This is a genomic window from Paenibacillus taichungensis (assembly GCF_013359905.1).
Taxonomy (GTDB): domain Bacteria; phylum Bacillota; class Bacilli; order Paenibacillales; family Paenibacillaceae; genus Paenibacillus; species Paenibacillus taichungensis.
In genome coordinates, this window is record NZ_JABMCC010000104.1 from 27,921 (window position 1) to 43,300 (window position 15,380).

General features: G+C 48.0%; 12 protein-coding genes. All 12 read right to left on the reverse strand.

The window, feature by feature from the left end; translation table 11 throughout:
• Positions 1-5 precede the first annotated feature (5 nt).
• The 12 genes from csaB to murA all read right to left on the reverse strand — a co-directional run bounded on the left by csaB (position 6) and on the right by murA (position 15,142).
• Positions 6-1,160: a polysaccharide pyruvyl transferase CsaB gene (csaB, locus tag HP548_RS08485; RefSeq protein WP_175381402.1), complete on the reverse strand. Its 1,155-nt coding sequence runs from the start codon at positions 1,158-1,160 to the stop codon at positions 6-8.
• Positions 1,136-3,157 (reverse strand): DUF5693 family protein, encoded by a 2,022-nt coding sequence (locus HP548_RS08490; RefSeq protein ID WP_076287602.1) that lies wholly within the window; start codon positions 3,155-3,157, stop codon positions 1,136-1,138. The genes csaB and HP548_RS08490 overlap by 25 nt, the downstream gene beginning before the upstream one ends.
• Before the next feature lie 239 nt (positions 3,158-3,396).
• A complete protein-coding gene (locus HP548_RS08495) occupies positions 3,397-5,118 on the reverse strand; it encodes a phospho-sugar mutase (protein WP_175381403.1) in 1,722 nt (573 codons plus the stop codon).
• A 57-nt stretch (positions 5,119-5,175) separates the two neighbouring features.
• Complete coding sequence (fabZ, locus tag HP548_RS08500) at positions 5,176-5,607, reverse strand: 3-hydroxyacyl-ACP dehydratase FabZ (protein ID WP_024632705.1); 432 nt, start codon at positions 5,605-5,607, stop codon at positions 5,176-5,178.
• Positions 5,608-6,087: 480 nt separating this feature from the next.
• The gene (locus HP548_RS08505; RefSeq protein WP_024632706.1) at positions 6,088-6,312 is read right to left on the reverse strand and encodes a DNA-directed RNA polymerase subunit beta; all 225 of its coding nucleotides are present in this window, start codon (positions 6,310-6,312) and stop codon (positions 6,088-6,090) included.
• A 12-nt stretch (positions 6,313-6,324) separates the two neighbouring features.
• Entirely contained in the window at positions 6,325-7,164 is an 840-nt protein-coding gene (locus HP548_RS08510; protein WP_076287600.1) for a flagellar hook-basal body protein, read from the reverse strand.
• Between the two features lie 634 nt (positions 7,165-7,798).
• The gene (locus tag HP548_RS08515; protein WP_064641898.1) at positions 7,799-8,683 is read right to left on the reverse strand and encodes a flagellar hook-basal body protein; all 885 of its coding nucleotides are present in this window, start codon (positions 8,681-8,683) and stop codon (positions 7,799-7,801) included.
• 103 nt (positions 8,684-8,786) lie between these two features.
• Positions 8,787-9,785 carry a rod shape-determining protein gene (gene mreB / locus HP548_RS08520; RefSeq protein ID WP_076287598.1) on the reverse strand — a complete coding sequence of 333 codons (999 nt, stop codon included), beginning with the start codon at positions 9,783-9,785 and terminating at the stop codon, positions 8,787-8,789.
• 219 nt (positions 9,786-10,004) lie between these two features.
• Positions 10,005-10,292 (reverse strand): sporulation transcriptional regulator SpoIIID, encoded by a 288-nt coding sequence (spoIIID, locus tag HP548_RS08525; protein ID WP_024632710.1) that lies wholly within the window; start codon positions 10,290-10,292, stop codon positions 10,005-10,007.
• Between the two features lie 171 nt (positions 10,293-10,463).
• The gene (locus tag HP548_RS08530; protein WP_175381404.1) at positions 10,464-11,204 is read right to left on the reverse strand and encodes a M23 family metallopeptidase; all 741 of its coding nucleotides are present in this window, start codon (positions 11,202-11,204) and stop codon (positions 10,464-10,466) included.
• Between the two features lie 783 nt (positions 11,205-11,987).
• Complete coding sequence (gene spoIID, locus HP548_RS08535; protein ID WP_175381405.1) at positions 11,988-13,334, reverse strand: stage II sporulation protein D; 1,347 nt, start codon at positions 13,332-13,334, stop codon at positions 11,988-11,990.
• A 461-nt stretch (positions 13,335-13,795) separates the two neighbouring features.
• Complete coding sequence (murA, locus tag HP548_RS08540) at positions 13,796-15,142, reverse strand: UDP-N-acetylglucosamine 1-carboxyvinyltransferase (protein WP_083678749.1); 1,347 nt, start codon at positions 15,140-15,142, stop codon at positions 13,796-13,798.
• Between the last annotated feature and the right edge of the window lie 238 nt (positions 15,143-15,380).

The window sequence follows — 15,380 nt, forward strand, 5'->3', positions numbered from 1 at the left end:
TTATTTCACCCTTTGCGGCCTAAATATTTAATAATTTGCTGAGCAGGCACTTTGGCTTCCTGCTTCAATTCGGTAATGCCTTCTTCATGTTCCTTCAGCCACTGTGAACGCTGATCCAACAGGTTAGCCACCGTCTTCGCCAGCTTATCCCCATCCAGCGCATCCGTACTGCCCACGGTTTCACTATCCAGACGCAGCATGAACTGATCAATCTTCGGATCATACGAGATACCAACGGGTGGAACATACTGTGATGCTGCATAGATCAGACTGTGCAGACGCATGCCGATAACGACATCACAATTGCTGACTTCCTGAAGCATCAGCTGCGGATCGGTGAGATCCTTGGTAATACTTACTTCGCTACCCTTGTTACCGAGGTCACCGAGCATTTCCATGACAAAACGCGAAGCCTGCTCATCAATCGGTAAGTGAAATGGCATAAAGCGCAAGTGAACGGCTTTTTTGGAGCAAAGCTTCTTCAATCCAGCAGCAATCGCTGTAAGCTCTTTCCGATCCGACTCCCAGAAACGTACGGATACGCCGATCACCGGGAGTTTGGTATGAACGCTTGCTCCTTGAGCATTAACCGCGACTGAACTTACTTCTTCCGCTTGGACTTCAGGCAGTGGCAGACCCATCACAGGGTCAGGGACCACATGAATCTGATTCCACTGCAATCCGAGTCCGCGCAAATATTCAGCAGATTGTTCATCACGTACAGATACATAATTACAAGCCTTAAAGACCGAACGAATCATTGGATTGAACATTTTGCGATTTACAGGTCCAATGCCCTGCGCATAGATAAATGTTGGTTTTTTCAACCATTGTGCCAGTTTGATAACACCCAGGTAGTAAGGGATGGATTTTAGTCCAGTTGCATCCTGCAGCAGACTTCCTCCCCCACTAATTAAACCGTCACTTTCCTTGATCGCGTCGCGAACCTCCTTCAACTTCATCCGATGTACTGAACGTACACCGTACATTGAAGTGGTCGACTCCGGGTCACCGGAGAGCACAATCGGCTCAATCGTGACATTCGATCTGTGACTCTCCTCTTCCAGCGCCGTCAAAATTGACTTAAGTACCGCTTCGTCTCCGCTGTTGCGGAATCCGTAATATCCCGAGATGACTAACTTTTGAGAAGTGGTGACCATTTTTTCCAACATCCTTCCGCTACTTGCCACACACCCACAGCAACGATACCGAAGATTAAGCCAAGTCCCAATCCCATCACTCCACGAATGAGTGACAATACAGCTGGCGTATGGATATGCGCGAACGTATCCACCATAGACAATTGTCCAATTGCTGCAATAATGAGCACAAAGATGACTTTACGATATTTTAAAGCGGCGAACACGCCAACGATAAACAGCGGGTGTCCCAGCATAAATTCTTTGAATCTTGGTCGCACGCCGAACGTGTCTTCCAACACAACACGCAGGAACATCTCGAAAGGCGTAACCGAACCCGAGTTGCCTGTACGACTCAAATAGTAATACCCAACAACGGCAGCAACAAGTGCCAATACAACCATTACAACGGTGATCGGAGTACGAAGCAGGTTCTTAATTTGCTTAATGGAGAATGTACCCGAACCACGGTAAAACACAATATAAATCGCTACCAGCGCCATAGGTGCAAAGTGTAACAAACTCACGCCTCGGAACTGGTTGATCACCAGACTGTACGTAATGCTGTTCAGCAATGCGATGACAAAAGGCACCGCCAGGAACGAAAGAATCGACGTTCTTACATATAAGAAGATCGTTTGTGCCAACCGGCGACCCGCAGGTGCGTCTGGCTGACGCTGTTGCTGATAGTTCACTGTACGAACCGCCAGTACCATCGCGATGGTCGGAGCACTAATCGCTACTAGTAATGCAATTCCTTGCTCCAGCAGCGTCGGTTTGAGCAAGAATAATCCGGCACTACCCACCAGAGCCAGCGCAAATACCAGTAATGTCAGCAGTGGTACAAAATAAGAAACCATAAGCGTAATCATTGCGATTGCACCAATCAAGGCAACCAGCTTGGCATAACGCTGAATGGAAGAATCCTTAACCGTGAACGCTTCAGCTTGTCCGAGTTCAAAGCCGTGTTTGCCCATACGTTCAATCGCATGACCTGGCTCACCCAAACTGTTGATCAAATTATCAATCGGATTGGTGATCATAGCTTTGGCTGTATTCCGACTTGGCGAAGCATTCATATAGAGCATACGAATGTTGCGGTCTTTGGTAGCCAAAACAAAACGGTCAGCAATGGTGTCTACATCCAGATTGGCATCCCCGTCACTTAAGGAGTACAGACGAGTTACATTGTAGTCAATTTTATAGGAGAGAGTCTCAAAACCGGATTGTGGTTTCTTCAAATTCTCAATAGCCGCCAGTCCAATATGGTGCTTGTTCAGCAACTGGGCAAACATATCGATACTCTTCATCTCTGCATTATCATTGTACCCTTTCACAGCATCGCCATCAAACAAGATGCGCTTTACCCCATTTTCTTCGAAGAAGGTAAGCAGGCGTTCCATGGATTCCTGATTGTAAGGAACACTGTCTGCGATCCGTGGCAAAATGTAAAATCCTTTATCACGCAGCATCTTCACGGCAACCGGATCTGGTTGCAAAGGCTGCATGTTGGCATTCTCCGGTGGAGTCTGCAATATTAAGCCGCTACGACCTTCATATTCCCATGGAAGCACAGGAATCTCCCGATCGGCGAACGTTTGTTCAATGATAGGGGTATACGTTTGTGCATTTTCCTCGTTTGTGAATAGCACATACGTGTAATTATCGTTAGCAGGAATGACATTTTTGGTCATGTTCGCAAGGTCCTGCCCGTTATATACCATCAGACGGCGGGACTTCTTCAACTCATCCAGTGTACTTTCGAACACCGCCATGGTTGTCACTCCGGCGTCTTTCAACCGAGTCAGTTGTTCATTCATAAAGTCTTGCGGATGGGCCTGATAAGCCGAGATATCCAATAGCCCCCGATAATTGAAGACAAGCTCCACCTTTTTGGCGGAAGATTCCGTCTGTACCCGATCACTGATGACAGGGATGGAAGCAATCAAACCGATAATGACAACAATCCACAGCCACTTCCGTGAAGCGGTATTCCAATAAAGCCATTTTTGACGCACTACATGTACCTCCTCAAGTGTTGGAACCAAATGCACGTTCAGCTCATGATTTTCATTGCATAATAGTGAATAAATACCGGATACAAACAGCTTGTGTCAACAAACGTGCATCTATCCGCAATTCATCCAAAATAGACGTAGGAATTCACCCTTTTTACCTAAAAGAAAAGCCCCTCCGCCAACCAACCTTACGGTGCGGAGAGGCTTTCTCATGTTCTTGCTCAGTACTGCATTCATATTTATTGTGCGTCTACACGCGTCATCACCGTAGTAGCCAAACGCTCAATACGGCTTTCCGCGTCTTCCAGGTTCTCTCCGCGCACAGCGAAGTATACTTTGATCTTCGGTTCTGTTCCCGAAGGACGCAGGCAGAACCAGGATCCGTCTGCCAAAATAAATTTCAGAACGTTCTCTTTCGGCAAGCCATCCAAGCCAAGGGAGTAATCTAGCACATCTTGTACAGCGATGCCGGCTACTTCTTGTGGCGGATTAGAACGCCAGTCGGTCATTTTCGCCTGAATTTGAGCTACGCCATCCTTGCCTTTCAGCGTACGGGACTCCAGCTTCTCGAGGAAGTATCCGAATTGGCTGTACAGCTCTTGCAGGACATCATAGAGCGTTTTGCCTTGGTTTTTATAATAAGCAGCTGCTTCAGCAATTAGCATTGCAGCCAGGACTGCATCCTTGTCACGTGCGTAACTGCCTGCCAGGTAGCCGTAGCTCTCCTCATAACCGAACAAGAACGTATGACTGCCGGTTGCTTCGAACTGGTTCATTTTTTCACCGATATATTTAAAGCCTGTCAGGGTGTTCATCACTTCTGCACCGTAATGCTCGGCAATGACCGCTCCCATCTCGCTTGTAACAATCGTTTTGATAACCGCGCTATTTTTCGGCAGTTTACCTGTCTCTTGCAAGCGGCTCAACACATAATGCACCATGATGGCTCCGGATTGGTTACCCGACAGTACAAAATACTTGCCATCCTTGTCTTTCACTACCGCACCCATGCGGTCTGCATCCGGATCTGTACCAATCAGAATGTCCGCACCCACGGATTCACCCAGCTTCATTGCAAGCGTAAATGCTTCGCGCTCTTCCGGGTTAGGGGATTTTACTGTGGAAAATTCAGCATCAGGCTGTTCTTGTTCTGCCACAATGTGAACCTGCTCGAAGCCGATCTGTTCCAATACACGACGTACAGGCACATTACCTGTTCCGTGCAGTGGAGTGAAGACGATTTTGAAATCACGGCCGACGCCGGATTGAATCAGGTCACGACTTAGACTTACGCTCGCAACGGTATCAACGAACGCCTGATCTTCCTCTTCCCCAAGCCATACGAGCAACCCTTGAGCTTCGGCTTCTTCCTGCGTCAGCTTTTTCACATCCGCGAGGGAAGGCACTTCCTGAATGTATTGAATGACTTTCTCCGCTTCGTGCGGTACCAGTTGGCCACCCTCGTGGTTGTACACTTTGTAGCCATTGTATTCAGGAGGATTATGGCTCGCTGTCACCACAATACCGCCGGTTGCTTGCAGATGACGTACACTGAAGGAAAGCTGAGGCGTTGGACGCAGGGAAGTAAACAACTTAGCCACAATGCCATTTCCAGCCAGAACCAAGGCAGCATCCAGTGTGAACTCAGGTGAGAAATGACGGGAATCATGCGCGATCACAACAGAAGGTTTACCTTCTTTGTCGCCATGCTGCTCCAGCAAATAACGGGCAAACCCTTGCGTTGCACGACCCACGGTATAACGGTTCATCCGGTTGCTTCCCGCTCCGATCACACCACGCAATCCACCTGTACCAAACTCCAGATTTCTGTAAAAACGATCCTCCAGCTCTTTCGGCTGATCCTGCAAATCACGAAGCTCCTGTTTCGTCGCTTCATCAATCGAAGCATCCTCCAACCACTGCTGCAATGTTTGTGCTGCTGTTGCGCTTAACTGTTCCATTCCTGCAAACCCCTTCCTTCTATATAAAATTCAATTAAATGCTGAACGATACAATCATTAGCTTGGGTCAGACAGTGCGAACATGATCTCGCCTTCAGCTACCACTTTGTCGCCTACTCTGGCTGTAGCTTTGCCTTTACCAATTGAACCTTTGAGACGTGTAATCTCCACTTCCAGCATCAATGTATCTCCAGGCACAACTTGTCCACGGAATCGGAAATTGTCCAGTCCCGCCAAAAAGCCAATTTTGCCTTTGTTGCCTTCCAAATTAAGAATGGCTACTGCACCGACCTGTGCCAGTGCTTCTGTAATCAACACACCCGGCATTACCGGATACTCTGGAAAATGACCAATGAAGAACGGTTCATTAATGGTTACATTTTTCAAACCAACGGCACGTTTGCCATCCTCTAATTCTACAATCTTGTCCACCAGCAGAAACGGGGGACGGTGCGGAATAATTTCTTGGATCTGTTTGATATCGAGCACAGTGTAATCTCCTCTCAGGGTCATTTATACGAGGGTCATCCCCAACATAATGTATTGCCTACTACCAGCGTGTTGAACGTTACGGTTACGGATCGTCCTTCTGATCGCTGTTGTCTCCAAATTTTCTAGATGCAATATTAGAAAGGTTAAAATTTGGAGACAAAGGCGAGCGCTTTGCTTCTTCAGGATCGATTCCGTCCCCTCCACTACGCCGGTGGTGAAACAAACATTATGATAATGCACCTCATATAAATGTGGTTTTCATTTAATTTGTATGAAAAGCATATTTTCAGTTAACACTAGTTATATCCTTCATGACTGCAGTAGTGAAGGTTGAGATAAGGGGTCTCTCTTCGCGATGACGAATGTCTTTCGCAGGGGAGGCCTCTTTTGACGTCAAACGTCATCCATCATTATACTGTTTTCAACGCCAAAAAGAAAACTCCTGCCTGCGCAGGAGTTTTCGCATATATCGTTCATCTACGGAGCGAATACCAAATCATATACATGTTCCCATGTACTCCACTGCAATACGGAACCGATATCCTGTTTGCCCAGTACCACGTAGCCAGCCACCAATCCGCCAGCGAGGGCAAGAACAAGCAGGACCGGAACCAAAAACCATCTTGCGATGCGCCATCCACTCTTCTTCTTCTTGACTTTCGTCTTATCCGGCTTGCTGTTCTGCTGCTGTGTATCTGTCATCACATTCACCTTTTATGCTCTCATATTGTTGGCAAGACCCGACATTGAATCACTGGATGTCAGTGCGCGTGCCGCCAGTTGGTAAGTCCGCTGTCCTTGCATCAGCAAAGCCATCTCTTGTGTCAAATCCACGTTGGATTGTTCAATGTAGCCTGCACGGATCATGGCTGTCGCTTCACGTGTAGCTGCATTAGCTCCAAATACATCATCCTCGGTCAGACCCGCATCCAGACCAAACAGGTTATCCGCATACTGCACAAGCCCTTCCGGGCGCTCGATATCAACGAGTTGCAATTGGGCTCCAATCGTTGCATTGGCTTCATTGCCACGACGGATCAACAGATTGCCTTTTTCATCAAATGCAACCTTGCTGTTATTCGGTGCCGTAATGCGATTACCTTGACGATCCAATGCAAAGTGGCCTTCGCCATTGACCAATACCATCATGTCTGGCGCATTGGGATTCGTTTTGGGTCTTGTATCAGGGACAAAATGGAATGCACCCTGACGCGTCCACATTTTCTCACCATTTGCTTCAACTGCAAACATTGCATTTCCTTCAATTGCCAGATCGGTAGGATTGCCTGTCTCATTGAGTGTACCTTGAGTCATATCCTTTGTCACATCAGCCAAACGTACGCCAAACCCGAGGTTGTATCCCATCGGGGTGGAGCGTCCATCCAGCTTGTACTTGTCCGGTTGCTGCTGCACACGTGTCAGTACATCTTCAAAGGCTGCTTGCTTACTCTTATAGCCTGCCGTATTTACGTTGGCAATATTATCGGAAATGACATCCAGACGCTGCTGTATTCCGGTCATGGAGACCATTGCACTAATCATGGAATTATTCATTCGGTGGTTACCCTCCCTGGTTCTACCCTCCCAAACCCTCCCTGGTAGGGAGGGCCCCAGATGGCGCTGCCCTCTGGACTCCCGAAACAGGCGGAGTGGGTGCGTGGGGTATGATCTTGCTAAGCGACGGTGGTGTATGTGCGCCGCGACTGCCCAACTAATATTTACGCCATAGTTTCACATGGCTAAATATTAGTTGGGCACGCTCTTTGTGCGACGAGTAGCTCCGCGTGGTCTCTCCTTGCTTTGCTCCGCAAAGGACTCTCGAGACCATCGCTGCGCTTAGGATAATGCTGCGCAATCCTCGCATAAGCTCGGTTGCGTTTTGGCTTTACGCTCCGCGTGGTCTCTCCCTGCTTTGCTTCGCAAAGTACTGTCGAGACCGTCGCTACGCTTGGGGTAATGCTGCGCAATCCTCGCATAGGCTCGGTTGCGTTTTGGCTTTACGCTCCGCGTGGTCTCTCCTTGCTTTGCTTCGCAAAGGACTGTCGAGACCGTCGCTACGCTTAGGATAATGCTGCGCAATCCTCGCATAGGCTCGGCTGCGTTGGCTCTGCGCTTCGCGTGAGCCTTTCCGCTTTGCTTCGCAAAGGGCGTTTGGCTCTCCGCTACGCGGCTATATTATACGTTGGCGTTATACACGCCCAACTTCATTGACGGCTTTATCCAGACTACGGTCGTAGAATTGCACGACTTTCTGGTTCGCTTCATAAGCACGGAATGCTGCGTTCATATCTACAGTTGCCTGTGATGCATCTACATTCGAACCTTCCAGGTAGCCCTGACGGATCTGCACATTATCACCGGCAGCCATCATCCGGGCCGTTGCTCCATTCTGATCATTCAGGCTGAAATTACCATCGCCTTGACGTACCAGTTGGTTGGGTTGATCGATGACACTGATTCCCAATGTAACACCTGTGGGCGCACCCGTCTCTGCATTAACAAGACGACCTTGCTCATCCACTTTAAATTGGTCTACCGAGCCTGTCAACACAACAGGTTGTCCATTATTATCCAGAACTTGTGAACCTGTTGAGCTGAGCAGCTGTCCGGTTCCTGTAACCTCGAAGTGCCCATCACGTGTATATCTTGTGTTACCTTCTGCATCCTGTACTGTAAAATACGCCTGAGGTTGGTAAGTTACCGTGCCATCAGCTCGTACAAATTTGCCCGAACCGTCAAACGGGACAGGTTGTCCTGTCTGTGGATCATTCACGGCCAGATTGGACGAAATGGCAAAATCACTCTTTTGCCCACTTTCCATAATGGCTCCCTGCAAATTCATGGACAAACTTTCTTCCGCGAACACACCCGTGTTCAGCTTGCCCAGCCGCTTTGTCGGAAGATTAGCGTCTCCGCCTACCAAAGTAATGAGCATTTCCGGGAAAGAACGGCTTACGCTGTTCACTTGTTTATATCCCGTTGTGTTCATATTTACGATATTCTGTGTTGCGGTGTCATGGCGGCGTTGTTGCGTTATCATTCCCGCGGTAGCGGTGTACAGACCTCTTAACATGTATTAACCCCTCTCCTCAAGCGCTTGTCCTTCATTACAGGATGGCTGCTTGTCCGTTCTGCTTCCCGAGCTTGTGCGAACCTTTGCTTTTTATATCGGCAGATTAGAACTTTTTCTTAACCACTTGATCCAAATTATTCAGCATAATGCCTGTCCCCTTCACGACACAATGCATCGGATCCTCTGCAACCCATACCGGTACATGCAATTCATTGGACAACAGTTCGTCCAGTCCGTTCAGCAAAGCGCCTCCTCCTGTCAGCACGACACCTCGGTCAATAATGTCCGCTGACAATTCCGGTGGCGTCCGCTCCAATACCGACTTGGCTGCAACGATGATGGATTGCACGGAATCCCATAGCGCCTCTTGCACTTCATTCCCCGACACCGTTACGGTAACAGGCAACCCGGATACCATATCCCGACCGCGAATGTCCATTTCCGTTTGACGTCCGCCCGGATGTACGGAACCAATCGCAATTTTGAGATCTTCGGCTGTACGTTCACCGATCATGAGTTTGTATTTGGCTTTGATAAACTTGATAATCGCTTCGTCGAACTTGTCCCCTGCGACTTTAATAGAAGAGGCGGTGACTACGTCGCCCATAGACAGGACTGCAACGTCAGTCGTTCCGCCGCCGATATCCACGACCATATTGCCGCTCGGCTGAAAAATATCCATTCCCGCACCGATCGCTGCCGCTTTCGGCTCTTCTTCCAGAAATACTTCTTTGGCACCGCTGCGCTCAGCAGCTTCACGGATAGCCTTCTGCTCCACGGAAGTAATGTTGGTTGGTGCACAGATCAGAATACGCGGGTGGCTGTACCAGCTTCTTGCCCCCACACGATTAATGAAATGTCTAAGCATTGCTTCCGTAATCTCGAAGTCCGCAATAACACCGTCACGCAGCGGTCTAATGGCAACAATGTTACCTGGAGTACGCCCCACCATACGACGCGCTTCTTCCCCAACAGCAAGGACCCGCTTCGTATCGCTTTCAATGGTCACGACGGAAGGTTCATCGAGGACAACCCCACTTCCTTTCACGTGAATAAGCACGTTCGCCGTGCCAAGATCAATACCGATATCCTTGCTAAACATAAAAGAGCCCCCAAAGTGATATTATTTGGTCAGCGTATCCTGTGAAAAAGAGTCCCTTATCACGTCACCGCTCGTTCGACAAAGTGCAACATATATATGTAAAAATCGGGCTGATAAGATGTCATAATTCGATCCTGTACCAGCTTTTAACATATCATACTTCAGGGGAGGGATTCAATGCATGTGTGAGCTTTTTGGCCTACGTCTTTCCGCAGGTCCCTACGATTTAGCGGAAGCCAACACCTCGCGTTTTTTACCGCTTGTTTTTTTGTATTTAATTTTGGTCGCTTCACCGCCCCGCAAATGACGGATGGACTTATGATACTCCAGAATGTGTTTCACCTGGTCAGCAAGATCAGGGTTGATTTCCGGCAGACGCTCCGTCAGATCCTTATGCACAGTACTCTTTGACACGCCGAATTCCTTGGCTATGGTACGGACCGTATTCCTCGTCTCAACAATGCAGCGACCAATTTTTATGGTCCGTTCCTTGATGTAATCGTGCACGCTCCCGCCTCCCTACTGTGTGGATAGTTTGGTACATTATATGAGGAGCATGCCTATATATTCGCGGTTTAAAGGTGTGACAAGCTTCGAAGGTCCCATTATTTTCTGAAAAGCACAAAAAGAGCAGAGGAGAAATCCCTCTGCCCATCATGTCGCTGCGGTAAAAATCATTTATTTTTCCGGAAGATATCCTTGCGGGTTAACCGGTTGTCCGTCTTCGTAAACTTCAAAGTGAAGGTGGTTGCCCAGCGTTTTTTCCAGTTCATTAACGCCAGCCGATGCAATTGCATCTCCTTGCTTCACTTCATCATCCTGTTTCACTTTGACGTCAGCCAGGCTTTGGTATACGGTTTTGAGGTTATCACTGTGCGTGATTTCCACAACTTGACCTGTCAGCGGGTTTTGTTCAACCCGGGTAACTTTTCCGCCGAGTGCTGCTTTGACTTCGAACGTTTTGTTATCCCCACGTGCCAGATCTACACCCGTGTTCGGAATAAATGTGTCATTGTACTGCACCATCGCTGCTTCATGTTCCTCACTTGAAGCTTCGTTGTCATAGAAAGGTTTTACTACCGAAATTTCTGACGGAACCGCTACTGGCCATACAAAATTCTCCGACTTTGCAACAACTTCCACACTTTCCTGTTCTCCGTTAACCGCTGTTTCATCTGTACCCGCCGATGCGCCTGTTTCTACTACCCCGTTAGCAGGGTCCGAGTTCAGCGTTTTGTCGCCTGTGCCCTGATAGACCCACACTAAGGTTAGTATAATGCCTGCTGCTGCGATGTAGGTTGCCGGGAAGACCCAACGTTTGGACATTGCTCTTTTCCATGAAGAGGGCTGGCTAGCCGGTACTCCTTGAGTTGTTTTAGGAGTTTCTTCTTGGACTGATTTTTTGTTTTGTTCATTCATCTTAATCACCTCAGTAACAAGTGTTACCGGGTGCAACTCTTTTATACACGCGCGACTCTAATTATTTTCACGGAGCTTTCAAAGAGTGCTATATATGCTGAGATGAGTGTTAGTACGTGCACCGCTTCGGGGCCAGAAAACCTTTCGACCGGCTGTTACTCCCAGATTTCTTCTATCACCTTCTTTAAAGGTGAAATCCGGGAGTAAAGGCGGACACTTCGTTTCTACAGGCCTTTTCTGTCCCCTGCGCTCTCCATACGCTCGCACACTCCGCATATATAGCCAAGTCTTGAAAGCCCGGAAGGGGTGGTTGGTAGAGAAACCTGGATTGGCTGTAATAAGCCATTCCTTCTATGAAGTGAGTTGATGAAATCAATTTAACGTGATTATTAGGTAGGATGAGATTAGCTATATTAGGCGATATAAGACGTCTGGGATTCGTTAGATTGCTCCGCTAGAGTAGCGAGAAGAGAAAGCACAGGGACGAAGAGGCCGCTCTAATAATTATTTCTAACGCAAACAATTCGGGAGCACTATAATACTACCAGATACCTTTCTAACAATACTGTGCGCTTTATTAGCAGAAGGACAGTTTTCTGGAAAATAACATATCATCATGTCTTATGACAGTAAAACTTCTAACGAACCTGATCGACGCTATTGCGGCATTTCACGTCCACAAGGTGACTCTGATTCTTTAACTCTCCAACAGAGAAGATGGGGAACCTGCACAAATCACTGTTCAACTGCTGGTTTTATCTTTATCCATTCATTCCAGTGTTTCTACTTCGATGCCAGCATCTTGGATGCCTGTCCGAAGGAGATGCCGGTGTAGTAGTGTTTGAGAATCTGGGTTGCGGTGTGACCCTCCTGTGCCATGCCGTTGGCTCCCCATTGGCTCATGCCGACTCCATGACCGTATCCATACGTTGTAATTTGAACCTCGTCTCCATCGGTCTTCCAGCTGAACTGGCTGGATCGAAGCCCAAGCAGCTTTCGAACTTCCGGCCCGCTAAACGTTTTACCTGCAATCTGCATCACCTTGATGCGATGGCCTTGCGTTGTAGACAATACTTCCATCCAGCCACCGCTTTGCTGCGCACTCACAGGGATAGCATTTGCACCCAGATTCAACTTTTGGAGAATCTCACTGCGCTTCATGGTGATGGTTTCTTCAAAGCCGGGAGCCAGATTTTTATCCCACGGACTCGCTACACTTTGCAAATAAGGTACTGGGTTGCCCCAGACATCCTCAGCATTCTCCGTATACCCATTACTTGTGGAGAAAAAGGATGCAGTAATTGCCTTGCCTTGATATGTCATGACGGAATCTTTGCTTTCGCGGACAGCCTGCTGCAGCTTCTCCCATTCTTTCGCTTTCCCCAGACGTGTCCAGTCTGCTTTTACTTGTTCTGGTGGTATAAACACCTGATGACTCACAGTATCCGTTACATCCGCTTCTCCTGAAGGTACACCGCTTGTATCGTTGGCTGCCAGTCTTCTCACAATAAATGTCCTTGCAGCAATGGCCTGTGCCTTCAGAGCTTCCAATCTGAACTCCGCTGGCATCTCGGCAGCGACTACTCCGGTAACATAATCTTCAAGCGGGAGATTTATCGTTGTACCGGTTGCAGACAGGTATACTCTTACTTGGGGTTCAGGGTAGGTAACGGGTACAGCCGGAGAAGGTGCTGGAGTCGTTACACTGCCTGTACCAGGTGGGACAGGGATCGGTTTAACAGGATCATCCGTCCGCGGCCAGACCAGAATGGCGGGGATCAACAGCGCAAGCGCCAGTACTGCCGATACAGCCGCCGCTGGTTGCCAACGAGTGTTGTTCTTGCCCCATCTGCGGCCTCGGCCGAACGTACGCATTCGGCGGCGCTTTACACGGCGAAACTGGTCTAATTCAATGACAGGTATGTGTATACGTGCCGTAGTGTGTTGAGCTGACTCCTGTTTGGTGGCAGCCCCTCTAGGAGATGTTGTTATGGGCTCATCTGGAACAGTTCTGATGTTCGTTGAAGCAAGCTTGTCTTTTTCCACACCGAAACCAGCAATTTCTTCTGGCTCCTTCACTAGTGGACGAGGGACAAGAGGTACCTTAACCTGCACACGAGCTTCTTTCATTTTGATATAACCCTCCGTTGTCCATGGCCGGACAAGCGCCGGTCCTTTTGTTCAAATCCATAGTTTAGGGTATGAGCTGCGTGGATCTGATAGAACCTGATTTAAGAGAAACGAAGGCATTCCATATGTGGCGATTTCCAACTTAATTCTGCTATGTATTATTAAAAAACATTGATCTGTCGCGGAATCCGGTTCCATAAGGTACCATCCGTTCCTCAAAAAGCATGCTCTTTCATTTGTTCAGAATTGGTACAGAATACGATGTTATGCTATATAAGTTAAGACCAGCTATTAATAGAATCAGGTACTGATTCAGTTGATTATTGAACACAAAAAAAGCCAAGCCAGATGGCTTAGCTTTTGATCTGAATTTAAATGACAGTACGCATGCTCTCGTCTCCGCAATTTACAATGATGTATGATTCATACTAGAGAGCAACGCCTATTTGTCTAATTCGATGTTATGCCCAGGTCGGTTGTACTTTGAACAGTGGTACTTCTTCCCCGACTTTTTCATTCGAAGCTTTAACTGCATCCAGCTTAGGCTCTTCAACCGAAATACGATAAATATCGGCTCCAAGTCCGTTAAGCTTCTCAGCGAGATGTACGTAGCCACGGTCGATGTGATGAACACCGCCCACTTCCGTTGTACCTTCAGCAACAAGACCCGCGATAATAAGTGCGGCACCCGCACGCAAATCGGTAGCTGTTACTTTGGCACCCTTCAGCTTGGCATTGCCCGTGATGATGGACGAACGTCCTTCAACTTTGATCTCCGCATTCATCAACTGGAATTCATCCACATGCATGAAGCGATTTTCAAAAACAGTCTCTGTTACAACAGAAGTTCCTTCAGACGCAAGCAAAAGGGCCATCATTTGGGATTGCATATCGGTAGGAAAACCTGGGTATGGTAATGTTTTCACATCCACAGCCTTGAGCGGACGATCTGCAATGACACGAACGCCATTCTCGTCAGGATGAATGGTTACACCCATTTCTTCCAGCTTTGCAATAACAGAACCCAAGTGGTCTGAAATCGCACCTTCGATATACACATCACCACCGGAAATTGCAGCAGCAGCCATATAGGTACCTGCTTCAACCCGGTCAGGAATGACGGTATGCTTCACGCCAGACAGTTTCTCCACACCTTCGATGCGGATGACTCCTGTTCCGGCACCTCGTACTTTTGCACCCATTCCATTCAGGAAGTTGGCAAGATCCACGATTTCTGGTTCTTTTGCCGCGTTCTCCAGAACAGTTACACCTTCAGCCAATGTTGCAGCCATCATAATATTTTGAGTGGCACCTACGGAAGCCACATCCAGATAAATTTTCGCGCCACGCAACCGTCCTTGGCTGCGAGCTTCTATATAGCCTTGGCCCAAGCTGATCTCAGCGCCCATGGCTTCAAAACCTTTCAAATGCTGATCAATAGGCCGTGTACCGATGGCACATCCACCAGGAAGCGAAATTCTTGTATGACCCATACGCGTCAACAATGGCCCCATGACCAGAAATGACGCCCGCATTTTACTTACCCATTCATACGGTGCCTCACAGGAAGTAAGTTTCTCCGCATTTACGGTAATCACTTCGTCCCGGTATGTAACACCCGCTCCTAGCGATTCCAACACCTTGTTAATCGTCATCACATCGTCTAGAGGAGGAGCGTCAATAATAACGCTTTGTCCTTCTTCCCCTAAGAGAGAGGCAGCGATGATCGGAAGAACAGAATTTTTAGCGCCGCTAACTTTGACACTTCCGGTCAACCTTTTGCCACCGCGGACGATAAATTTGCTCATCATGGTTCCCTCCGCGCTTTTATTCCCTTTTCTTCATTCCGGAATACGTGAGCCCTTCTGTAATAGAAAAGACTGTTGCTGTGTGTGGAATTTCGACATAGCCTGGCAAATAATGCCCTTGATGTCTATTCAGAAAAGAATTGGTTTATAATCCATATCGATGATACCACGTGCGTTGCATGATGCCCTCCGACTTGTAAATGTAATGCCTTACAGGCCAGCAAGCATCTGAACAGAC